We start from the raw sequence: 10,044 nt of genomic DNA, 5'->3' as shown, positions 1-10,044 counted from the left end.
GTCTGGGGGTGGTGGTGCTGTGGGGATGGCGATGACGGTTCGGGCCGACGCCGATCCGCTGCCACGGCATGCCGCCGGGCTGATCCGGCGCGGCGAGGCTGAAGCGGGGGCGTGGCGCTTCCGGCTGGATGAGGACGGCTGGCGGGATCTGGTCGAGGCCCTGCGGCATGATCCGCTGCCGTTCGTGACCCTGTGGGCGGATGGGCGGGATGTGCATGCCCTGTTCCTCGATGGTGGGGAGCGCCCGCTGGTGGCGAGTGTCGAACCCTATGGCGGCCGGTATCTGGGGCTGTCTCCGGTGCGTCCCGCCGCCGCGCCGTTCGAGCGTTGCATGCAGGATCTGTGGGGATTTTCGGCGATGGACGCGCGGGATTCGCGCCCATGGCTGGATCAGGGGCTGTGGAGTGCGACCTGGCCGTTGAGCGACCGGCCTGGCCCGGTCGCCTGGCCGCCCGAGCCGCCCGATTTTCGGCCGGTGCCGGCGGACCATATGATTCTGGGCAGCGGGCCGGCCGATGGCGGGCATCATGCGCCCGGTCATCTGCGGCTGGCGCTGGATGGCGGCGGTGCGGTCGGGCAGGCGGAATGGCGTCTGGGCTATGCGCATCGCGGCGTGGCGGCGCGGTTGTCGGGACTGGATGCCGACGGGGCAGTCCGCCTGGCCGGGCGGGTTGTCGCGGGTGCGTCGGTCGCCCATCAATCGGCGCTGTGCCGGGCGATCGAAAATGCGACGGGGCAGGCGGCCGATATTGCCACGACGCGCTCGCGCGTGCTGCTGGCGGAAATCGAGCGGGCGGCGACCCATCTGCTTGACCTGTCGCGCGTGGCGCGGCCGGCCGGGGCAGGGGCGCTGGCGGCGGAATGCGAGCGGGTGCGCGAAGCGATTCTGGAGCGATGTGGCCGGGTTGGCGGCCATCGGCTGCTGATGGATTGCGTCGGCCTTGGCGGCGCGGGTGATCCGGCGATGGACGATGCGGCGGCGTCCATGGCGGTCGGGGTGGCGGATCTGCTGGAGTCGGCTCGGGACCGGCTGGTGCGGTGTCGTGCCTGGCCGGGGCTGGAGATGCGCATTGCCGGCGTTGGTGTGCTGGAGCAGTTGGTGGCGCGGACGCTGGGCGTGGGCGGCGTGGTTGGCCGGGCGTCGGGGCGCGAGGAGGATCTGCGCCGGCTGGTGCCGGGCTATCGGCGCGAGTGGCTGGATAGCGGGGTGCGGCGTGGAGGGGATGTGGCGGCGCGCATCGACCTTCGGCTGGCGGAACTGGGCAGCGTTGCACGATTGTTGCGGGCGGCGGCAGGCAGCGCGCCGGCTGTGGCGCGGGCGCTGCCGGGTGTTGGCGAGGGCGTGGGCTGCGCGGAGGGGCCGCGCGGGGCGGTCTGGTATTGGGTGCGGATTCTGGACGGGCGCGTTGCGGCGGCGCATGTGTGCGACCCCGCGCTGGCGCAGGCCAGTGCGCTGGAGCATGTGCTGGTCGGGGCGCAGGCCGAGGATGTGGCGATGATCCTGCGTTCGTTCGGCCTGTCGGCCGCCGGCGCGGATCTTTAGGCGGGGGACGGGGCTTGGCGCTGCTGCGTGCGATCTTGACGCGGGGATTCCGGCCCGCCATCCGCCTGCCGGCCGTGGGGACGATGGCGGTGTTTCACGTGGAGACCGGCGGGTGTGAGGGATGTGCGATGGAGGTCGCGGCGCTGGATGGCGCGGCCTATGCGTTGCCCAGGGCGGGCGTGCGGTTCGTGACGACGCCGCGTCTGGCGGATGTGCTGCTGGTGACCGGGCCGCTGACCCGCGCCATGGCTCCGGTGCTGGAGGCGGCATGGCATGGCATGCCCGACCGGAAGGCCCTGGTCGCTGTTGGGGCCTGTGCGATCGACGGTGGCCCGTTCGGGGAGAATTATGCCGTTCTGGGCGGGCTGGAGGGCCGGGCGCCGCTGGATGCGTCGATCCCCGGCTGTCCGCCTTCGCCCGCGGCCATCGTTGCCGGGCTGGCCGGGCTGCTGGGGGTGTCGGAGCCGTCTTCCTCGGCCTGAAGGGCCAGGGCTTCCTGCTTCAGGCGGCGGAAGCTGCGGCGGCTGAGGGGCAGCAGGGCGATATAGATGACGCCGGCGGCGGCCAGCGCGCCCCACGGGTCGGCGACCAGCACCGCGGCATAGGCGCCGGTGCCCAGCATCAGCGGCAGCACGTAGGCCGACGGAACCTTGAAATTCTTGAACGACCAGACGGGCAGCGTGGAGACCAGCAGGAACGCGGTGCCGCTGAGCGTCAGCGCCGGGAGGATGGGCAGGCGGGTCATGTCATAGAGCTGGTTCCAGCCCAGCTTGCGGGCCTCCAGGCCCAGGAACAGCGGAAACAGCGCCAGCCCCGCGCCGGCGGGAGCAGGGACGCCGGTAAAGAAATTGCTGGCGTATTTGGGCTTGTCGGTGTCGTCGAGGCTGGCGTTGAAGCGGGCCAGACGCAGCGCCATGCACACGGTGAACATGATGCAGGGCAGGTAGCCGTAGCGCCCGGCGTCGCGCAGCGCCCACAGATACAGGACGAAGCCCGGCGCCACGCCGAAACACAGGAAATCGGACAGGCTGTCGAATTCCGCGCCGAAGCGGCTGGTGCCGCGCAGCAGGCGGGCGATCCGGCCGTCCAGCCCGTCGATGCACGCCGCGATCAGCAGGGCCACCGCCGCGTCGCCGAACCGGTCGTCCAGCGCGAAGCGCATGCCCGTCAGCCCCGCGCACAGGCCCAGCATCGTCATGATGTTGGGAATCAGCCGGTTGAAGGACGGGCCGCGAACGCGGGGCCGCCGCCTGCGGATCAGCCGACGCCGCCGCCGGGGTGCGGCGGGGGCGGAAGAAGGGGGGATGTCGGGCAGCGCCATCGGGGTCAGAGACGCGCCATGACCGTTTCGCCGCCGATCATGGTCTGGCCGGCCGTGACCAGCGGTTCCACGCCCGGCGGCAGGTACAGGTCGGTGCGCGAGCCGAAGCGGATGAGGCCGAAGCGCTCGCCGGCCTCGTAGGTCATGCCTTCCTCGGCGTCGCACAGGATGCGCCGGGCGATCAGCCCCGCGATCTGCACCACCGCCAGGTTGCGCCCGTCTTCCAGCGTCAGGCGCAGGGCGTTGCGCTCGTTCAGTTCGGACGCCTTGTCGAGGCTGGCATTGAGGAACTGGCCGGGGTGGTAGGCCACGCGCGTGACGGTACCGGCGGCGGGCATGCGGTTGACGTGGACATCCAGCACCGACAGGAAGGTGGCGATGCGCCAGACCGGTGCGTCGCCCATGTCGAGCGACGCGGGGGGGGCGATCTTTTCCACCGACACCACGCGGCCGTCGGCCGGGGCGACCGCCAGGTGCGGGTCGGCCGGGGGCACGCGCTGCGGGTCGCGGAAGAAATAGAGGCAGAAGCCGAAGAACAGGCCCGCCGCGCGGCTGAGCCACCGGGCCGGGCGCCAGGGCAGGAGCCGGGCCGCCACGGCGGTGGCGCCCGATGCCAGAAGAAAGGGACGGGCTGCCGGATGCGGCCGCGCGAGGACGAGCTTGATGGACTGGATCAGGGACATAGGCCGAGCTTCATGAGGTTTGCGGGGGAATGGGTCAAGCGTGGCGGCCAGTGTGGCATGGATCGGAGGGCCGGTCAGCCGGGTTCGTAGATCCGTCTTGGCGCGCGGATCAGGGCGGGGGCGGTGACGGCCGGAACGCCGGACCAGACATCCTTCACCGCCTCGATGACGAAGACGCCGCCCAGTTGCGGCAGCAGCATGTGGCCCGCATTTTCGGCCAGTGCGGCGGCGCGCCGGTGCCCGGCCCCCGGCGGCGGCATGAACAGCGCGCCGTCATGGCGTTCGGCGCACAGGAGGGCCTGCGACAGGCGCCGCGCGATCTGGCGGGCGGAAAAGGGCTCGCCCTGGCCGAAGGGCGTGCCGTCGGAATGCGCCCACCAGCCGGCGCGGTTGGGCACCACCAGCAGCAGGCGGCCATGATCCTTCATGACTTTCCACACCGAACGGATCAGCGCGTCGGGCCGCTGGGTGACTTCCAGCGCGTGGACCATCAGCACCCGGTCGAAGGACAGGTCGGGGAAGGGCAGGCGGTCGGCGGTGACCACGCAGTCGCGTATGCCCTCGGGCGTGACGGCGGGAGCTTCGCGGGTGACGGGGGTGTTCAGGCGCGCCGATATGCAGGGCGGGCCGTCCGGTCTGGCCCAGAGCGGCAGGAAGGGTTGGGTAAAGCCCAGCCCCAATATCCGGTCGCTGCCCGTGCGGGGCCAGAAAGCCTGCATGCGGTGCCGCAGCAGGCGGGCGGTGTTCTCACCCGCTCCGCTCGCGTAGAATCTGGCCGCGGTGCAGATATCGTCTTGCATCACACCTGATTAGCACAAACTGTTGGACAATGCCGGGATGCCCCGGAGCTGCATACGAGACGGAGACAGATCATGGTGCTCGTCATTCGCCCGGTCCCGATCCTGACCGACAATTACGCCTGGTTGCTGCGCGACGAGGAAAGCGGCGCCACGGCGCTGGTCGACCCTGCCGAGGAGGCGCCGCTGGTTGCGGCCGTGGAGGCGGCCGGCGGCCGGCTGGACCAGATTTTCCTGACGCATCATCATGCCGATCATGTGGCGGCGACGGATGCCCTGCGCAAGCGCTACGGGGCGATTGTGACCGGGGCCGCGGCCGATGCCTACCGCCTGCCGATGCTGGACCAGGCGGTGGATGACGGTGACGGCGTGACGCTGGGCGGGGCCATCGGCACCGTGATGGAGATGCCGGGCCATACGCGCGGGCATATCGCGTATTATTTTCCGCAGACCCCGGCGCTGTTCTGCGGCGACACGCTGTTCAGCCTGGGCTGCGGGCGGCTGTTCGAAGGCTCGCCGGAGGAGATGTTCCATTCGCTGCGCCGGATCGCCGCCCTGCCGGATGCGACGCTGGTCTGCTGCGGGCATGAATATACCCAGTCCAACGCGCGCTTCGCGCTGGCGGTCGATCCGGACAATGCCGCTTTGCGCGAGCGGGCGGCCGAGATCGACAGTCTGAGGGCCGAGGGGCGGCCGACGGTGCCGGTTCGGCTGGGGGTGGAGAAACGCACCAATCCGTTCCTGCGCGCGCCCGACGTGGCGGCGTTCGCGCGGTTGCGGCGGGAAAAGGATGGTTTTCGCTGAGGATGGCGGCCCGGCCGGTTCCGGCACGTCGTGCCCGTCCGGCAGCGGGGCCGGTTGCATGCTCTGTCGAAGAAGAGCGATGTCTCCGCGTTTTCGGAGACTAGGCCGTCATAGCGGTTTTTGCGTGAGACCGGTCTGTCGTGCGAAACATTCCGGGCCTGAATGTGGCTGACGATGCCGGTTGCCGCCGGCCCGGTGCCGACTTGCCGACTGTCCGAGGATATTGCCTGATGAAGCTCTACCATGCTCCGCTCAGCCCTTATGCGCGGAAGGTGCGGGCTGCGGCCATTCTGCTTGGCCTGGAGTCCCGGTTGACGGAAATCGTGGTGCGGGTTGCGGACTCGCCGCCCGAGGTGCTGGCGGCGAATCCGCTATGCAAGATCCCGACCCTGGAACTGCCGGATGGGGAGGGGGTGTACGACAGCCGCGTCATCGTGGATTATCTGGACGGGCTGGCCGGTGGGGGCCGTCTGGTGCCGGCCGAGGGAGACGCGCGCCGGCGCGCCTTGCGGATGCAGGCGCTGGGGGATGGGCTGGCCGATGCCGCGATTCTGGTGCGGACGCTGATCCCGGCGGGGCTTGCGCATGACCATCCGCTGGTCCAGCGGCAGCTTGCGGCGGTCTGGCGCAGTCTGGACCGGCTGGAAAGCGCGCCGCCCGCGCTGGAGCCGATGGATATCGGCGGGCTGTCGGTGGCCTGCGCGCTGGGGTATCTGGACGTGCGCTTCGCCGAGGACCCGTGGCGGCGCGATCGTCCGGCGCTGGCGGACTGGTACGCGGCGGCCAGTGCCCTGCCGTGCCTGGCCCGGACGGCTATATCCCCATAGCCCCATCCTGATGGCACCCGGCCGATCGGTCGTCGGGTGGCCGGCGGCGTGACCGGTCATCGGAGCGGGTCGCGGCACCTGCGGGCGGCCTGCGCGTCTGGCGCTGCGCGGCCGTGCATCGGGGGGATGGTTCATGCTAGGGTCCGCGCCCCTGGTGCCCATATGCGAGGCGATCGCGCGGGGACGCGCTGGGTGGATGGTCGTTTTCGCGTTGTTTCGCCGGGGTTTGCCCGGCGGTTCGTTTCATGCTCCGGCCATCTGCCGGCCCAGCCCGTCGATGGAGGGTATATTGCCGGATGCCTGTCGCCCGTGCGGCCCGATCGTCATCAAGAAATACGCGAACCGACGTTTGTACGATACCGAGCGCTCGATCTACATCACGCTCGACACGCTGGCCGATATGGTGCGTTCCGGCAAGGAGTTCGTGATCTTCGATGCCCGTACGGGTGACGATATCACGCGCGCCGTCCTGACCCAGATCATCATGGAGGAAGAGACCAAGGGGCGGGCCATGCTGCCCGCGTCCTTCCTGCGGCAGATCATCCGGTTTTATGGCGACAGCATGCAGGGGCTGGTACCGGAGTATCTGGACCAGATGATGGAGCAGTTCACCGCCAACCATCAGCAGATCCGCACCACCATGCAGCGGACGATGGAACAGTTCCTGCCGCCCGGTATCGAGCAGCTTGGCCGCCATGACATCGAGATGATGGACCGGGCCATGTCGATGTTCGCCTCGCTCTACCGGCCGGAGGCGGGACCCTCGGTTTCGGCTGGCGCGGGAGGGCGTGACGAGGGGAACGGTTGTGCCGCGCGGGTGGACGAAATGGTGCCCGAGGCCGTGGAGAGCATGGAAGAGGAAGTGACGCGCCTGCGCCGCGAGGTGGCCGAATTGCGGGCCGTGCTGGGGAGGACGCCCGGCGTGAAGGGCTGACGCCGCCGCGCCACTTCAGGGCAGCCCGCTTCAGGGTAGCCCGCTTCAGGGTAGCCCGCTTCCGGGTAGCCAGTCCGTAACGTGACCTAGAGGCAGGGCGCCGATGAAGACCATGCCGGCGTTCAGGCGCAGGGGCAGGCTGATGGGGCGGTCGGTGAGGGCGGGCGTGTCGGGCGTGGCGGTGATGGCGCCGGGAGCGGCGGCCGCCAGTTGGTCGATCGCCGCGACCAGATGCGTGAGGTCCGGTGACAGCGTGCCGGCCCGATCGAGCGCGCGGACGGTCTGGCCGATGCCCGCGATGGACAGGGTGAAAGCGCCCTCGGGACCGCCGGGCGCCGTGAGGTGGGCGATTCCTGCCGCCGACAGGGAGAGGTGCGTCCAGCGCGCGTGCAGGTCCTGCACCAGCAGGGGGATCGCGGTGCCGCCGGGGAAGGAGACGGTCAGGCCGGCATCGGACAGGCGGTGCGCGTCGGTCGGGGCGGTGGGCAGCGGCCAGGCGGGCGGCAGGTCGATCGTGGCGGCGTGGATGGTCATGGCGACGCGGCTGGACTCGGGGCCGGCCTGGCTGTTCCAGAGGCCGTGGCCGCGCAGGTCGTGCAGCGTCAGGTCCGTGCTGTGGCCGTCCGGGTTCAGGATCTGGAGGGTGAGGGAGCGGGCGGTCCAGGTTGCGTGACCGGTGGCGGCGTCGGCTGGCAGGCCGAGCGGCAGGAAGAGGCGGGCATTTTCTGTCTGGAGCCTGAGCGCCTGCTGGGTGTCGGGGCCGGTCAGGCGGGCGGCCTGCGTGTTGCCGGGGTCGATCCGGAGCGTCATGGGGTGCAGCAGGGACAGGGACAGCGTGATCCTGTCCGCGCCCCAGGCGATGGTGCGGTTGCCGGCCGGGCCGTTCAGACGTGGATTCCGGAGGGTGAGGCGGGCCGTCAGCGGGGAGCCGCACCGTGTGGTCTGGCCGGGGTCCAGCGTCCAGCCTTGTCGGTGCATGTGCGTGCGCCAGTTTGTGACCGTTCTGCCCAGTTCATGCTGCGCGGTCTGCCAGGCCAGGCCGTCGAGGGCCGCGAACCCGAGCAGGGTGAGGGCGGCCCGGCGTGGCCATTCGTGTCGGCTGGGCCGGCGCGGGCGCGCGGGTCGGGGAGCGTGCTGGGACATGCCGTACTTGATAGGGCACTTTCCGGAAGGCCGGGAACAGATTGATTCACAAATGTTTCACATGATTACCCGCTCTGGAAAAGAGCGGGGGAGCAAATTTATCCACAATGAAGGGCAGCCGGGTGCATGACGCGGGGCCAGGGCAGGCCGCCGGCCGGTGCCATGCAGGGTCTGTCAAGAGAGAAGGTTAAAAACGGGTGTAAGTTTAATAAGTTATTACGCGTTTTTCCACCGCCCTGCGCGGAGGAGCGCGGCGTGGCGGCCGGTGGCGGGGGAGGGATGCGCGGCGGTGGGCAAACGGACAGTCACAGGCTCATGGAATGACCGCTTTGACTGCCCACAGAGTTATCCACAGGTTTTTTTGTGCCCTCGGTCCTGTCGAACGGGTTGGACAGGTCCTGCCACGCTGCTGTGATTCCGCTGAGAATGCCGGCCTTGCCCAGATCGGTGGGGAGTGCTGGGCCGATGGCGATATGGATGGGACCGGGGTGTTTGACGAAGGCCCTGCGTGACCAGCGCAGGCCGGAATCGGTTGCCACCGGGATGATGGGCAGGCCGGTATGGGTGGCCATGGCGACGATGCCGGGATGCAGTCGCCTTGTCTCGCCCGCCTGGGTGCGGGTGCCCTCGGGGAAGATCACGATCTGCCGCCCGTCGGCAGCGGCCTTGGCGGTGGCGGCGAGCAGGGCGCGCAGGGCCTTGGCACCCTCGGCGCGGCGGACCGGGATCATGCCCGCCAGCAGCAGCATCGGGCCGACCAGGGGGAGGCGCGTCAGTTCCTCCTTCATCACGTAGGCCGGGCGATCGACCAGGTTCATCCATACCAGCGTGTCGAAGGCCGACTGATGCTGCGAGGCCAGGAGGCAGGGGCCGGCGGGCAGGTGCTCGCGGCCCGTCACCACGACCCGGATGCCGCAGATATGGCAGAGCCCTGCCACCGACAGCCTCGTCCACAGCTTGGCGTAGGGCAACGCGTATCGCCGGGCGAACAGGCGGATGGGCATCGCGGCGATGCCCATCACGATCGTCAGCAGGACGAAATACAGGTTGAACAGGCAGGCGCGGACGAAAATCATGGCAGGCGGGGGGCGTTCCGGACGGGTGAGGCACGGCATGCGTGCGGCGTGGCGCGTACAACAGAAAAACGGCCGGGAGACAAGGGTACGAAGGCGCGGGACTGGTCGCCGTCAGTTCTGGGCCCTGGTCGTCATGTTGCGGGCCAGGCCCAGGCTGGCCATCAGCCATTTGTCGTATTCCGTCGCCATCAGCCGCACGGAGGAACCGCGCAGCGGCGATTGCAGGGCTGGCGGGCGGACCGCGTAGGGGTAGAGCGCCACGCCGGGCAGCGTGCGGTGGATTTCCATCATCGCGCGGCGGATGTGGTAGCCGGCGGTGACCACGATCAGCGAATGGAGGCCGTTGTCGCGCGCCCATTGCGCGGTTTCGTCGGCATTGCCGATGGTGGAGGTGGCGTGCCGGCCCAGCGTGACCTGGTGCCAGAGCCCCGCCGGCAGGCGGGCCGCCATGTCGGGTGGGAGCGCGCCGGCCACGGTGGCGGTCGTGGCGTGGGGGGCGACGCCGGAGATCAGCAATTGCCGGGCCTGGCCCTGGGCCAGCAGCCGCAGCGAGGCTTCGATGCGGCCCTGTCCGCCGGTCAGGGCGACGATTCCATCCGCCACCGGCGGGCGGAGAGGCGATGTGAGCGCGTCGTGGACGAACCATGCGAAGCCCGCGCCCCACAGGAGCATGCAGCCCAGCAGGCCCGCCAGCGTGCCGAGAAGGAAGCGTCGGGCCGCGCCGTCGTCCGGTTTCATTATGGCAGGGTTCGCAGCCAGGCGCGCACCGTGGCCTGGGTGGTCAGCCAGCCGATCAGCGCCGCCGCCGGTGCCAGGGCCAGCAGGGTGGCGACCAGGGGCGGGGGCAATGTGTCGAGCAGCATGTGGGCGCGCGTCGCCCAGTCCGCCGCCGCCATCGCGGCCGACGGGGGAAGGG

General features: G+C 70.0%; 10 protein-coding genes and 1 pseudogene. 5 read left to right on the top strand and 6 right to left on the bottom strand.

All coding sequences use genetic code 11. The features are described from left to right. Window positions 1-1,543: hypothetical protein (locus ABF821_RS17470; protein ID WP_415530973.1), on the top strand; the 1,543-nt coding region annotated here is incomplete at its 5' end. A gap of 14 nt (window positions 1,544-1,557) precedes the next feature. Continuing rightward, a pseudogene (locus ABF821_RS17465) lies at window positions 1,558-1,998 on the top strand (NADH-quinone oxidoreductase subunit B family protein); the annotation flags it as partial. Here ABF821_RS17465 and ABF821_RS17460 read toward each other — a convergent pair. The 3 genes from ABF821_RS17460 to ABF821_RS17450 form a co-directional block, all read right to left on the bottom strand. Then, entirely contained in the window at window positions 1,890-2,864 is a 975-nt protein-coding gene (locus ABF821_RS17460) for a CDP-alcohol phosphatidyltransferase family protein (protein ID WP_259654662.1), read from the bottom strand. The pseudogene ABF821_RS17465 and the gene ABF821_RS17460 overlap by 109 nt on opposite strands. A 5-nt stretch (window positions 2,865-2,869) precedes the next feature. Next, window positions 2,870-3,547, bottom strand: coding sequence for a phosphatidylserine decarboxylase (locus tag ABF821_RS17455; protein WP_182972191.1), 678 nt, complete (start codon window positions 3,545-3,547; stop codon window positions 2,870-2,872). A gap of 74 nt (window positions 3,548-3,621) precedes the next feature. Then, window positions 3,622-4,347, bottom strand: coding sequence for a class I SAM-dependent methyltransferase (locus ABF821_RS17450; RefSeq protein WP_182972190.1), 726 nt, complete (start codon window positions 4,345-4,347; stop codon window positions 3,622-3,624). A gap of 72 nt (window positions 4,348-4,419) precedes the next feature. Between ABF821_RS17450 and gloB the strand changes: the two genes are divergently transcribed. The 3 genes from gloB (at window position 4,420) to phaR (ending at window position 6,909) form a co-directional block, all read left to right on the top strand. Continuing rightward, window positions 4,420-5,148 carry a hydroxyacylglutathione hydrolase gene (gene gloB, locus ABF821_RS17445; protein WP_415530972.1) on the top strand — a complete coding sequence of 243 codons (729 nt, stop codon included), beginning with the start codon at window positions 4,420-4,422 and terminating at the stop codon, window positions 5,146-5,148. Between the two features lie 230 nt (window positions 5,149-5,378). Beyond that, window positions 5,379-5,975 (top strand): glutathione S-transferase family protein, encoded by a 597-nt coding sequence (locus ABF821_RS17440; protein ID WP_415530971.1) that lies wholly within the window; start codon window positions 5,379-5,381, stop codon window positions 5,973-5,975. A 289-nt stretch (window positions 5,976-6,264) separates the two neighbouring features. After that, window positions 6,265-6,909, top strand: a complete 645-nt coding sequence (gene phaR / locus ABF821_RS17435) for a polyhydroxyalkanoate synthesis repressor PhaR (protein ID WP_415530970.1) — start codon at window positions 6,265-6,267, stop codon at window positions 6,907-6,909. Between the two features lie 45 nt (window positions 6,910-6,954). Here the strand turns inward: phaR and ABF821_RS17430 are convergent, their stop codons facing one another. The 3 genes from ABF821_RS17430 to ABF821_RS17420 all read right to left on the bottom strand — a co-directional run bounded on the left by ABF821_RS17430 (window position 6,955) and on the right by ABF821_RS17420 (window position 9,866). Further along, window positions 6,955-8,052 carry a DUF2125 domain-containing protein gene (locus ABF821_RS17430; RefSeq protein WP_415530969.1) on the bottom strand — a complete coding sequence of 366 codons (1,098 nt, stop codon included), beginning with the start codon at window positions 8,050-8,052 and terminating at the stop codon, window positions 6,955-6,957. Window positions 8,053-8,357: 305 nt separating this feature from the next. Then, entirely contained in the window at window positions 8,358-9,128 is a 771-nt protein-coding gene (locus ABF821_RS17425) for a lysophospholipid acyltransferase family protein (protein ID WP_415530968.1), read from the bottom strand. A 111-nt stretch (window positions 9,129-9,239) separates the two neighbouring features. Further along, on the bottom strand, window positions 9,240-9,866 hold the full coding sequence (locus ABF821_RS17420) for a YdcF family protein (protein WP_415530967.1): 627 nt from the start codon (window positions 9,864-9,866) through the stop codon (window positions 9,240-9,242). Window positions 9,867-10,044 lie beyond the last annotated feature (178 nt).

Origin of the sequence: Gluconacetobacter sp., assembly GCF_047721585.1 — a bacterium.
GTDB classification, from domain to species: Bacteria; Pseudomonadota; Alphaproteobacteria; order Acetobacterales; family Acetobacteraceae; genus Gluconacetobacter; species Gluconacetobacter dulcium.
The sequence above is the reverse complement of the archived record's forward strand: the minus strand, read 5'-3'. Positions and strand labels throughout refer to the sequence as shown.

Excerpts from the sequence above, each read along its gene's own strand:
- ABF821_RS17450 (WP_182972190.1), bottom strand. The coding sequence starts at position 4,347 with ATGCAAGACGATATCTGCACCGCGGCCAGATTCTACGCGAGCGGAGCG.
- ABF821_RS17425 (WP_415530968.1), bottom strand. The coding sequence starts at position 9,128 with ATGATTTTCGTCCGCGCCTGCCTGTTCAACCTGTATTTCGTCCTGCTG.
- ABF821_RS17440 (WP_415530971.1), top strand. The coding sequence starts at position 5,379 with ATGAAGCTCTACCATGCTCCGCTCAGCCCTTATGCGCGGAAGGTGCGG.
- ABF821_RS17455 (WP_182972191.1), bottom strand. The coding sequence starts at position 3,547 with ATGTCCCTGATCCAGTCCATCAAGCTCGTCCTCGCGCGGCCGCATCCG.
- ABF821_RS17430 (WP_415530969.1), bottom strand. The coding sequence starts at position 8,052 with ATGTCCCAGCACGCTCCCCGACCCGCGCGCCCGCGCCGGCCCAGCCGA.
- ABF821_RS17460 (WP_259654662.1), bottom strand. The coding sequence starts at position 2,864 with ATGGCGCTGCCCGACATCCCCCCTTCTTCCGCCCCCGCCGCACCCCGG.
- ABF821_RS17420 (WP_415530967.1), bottom strand. The coding sequence starts at position 9,866 with ATGAAACCGGACGACGGCGCGGCCCGACGCTTCCTTCTCGGCACGCTG.
- gloB (WP_415530972.1), top strand. The coding sequence starts at position 4,420 with ATGGTGCTCGTCATTCGCCCGGTCCCGATCCTGACCGACAATTACGCC.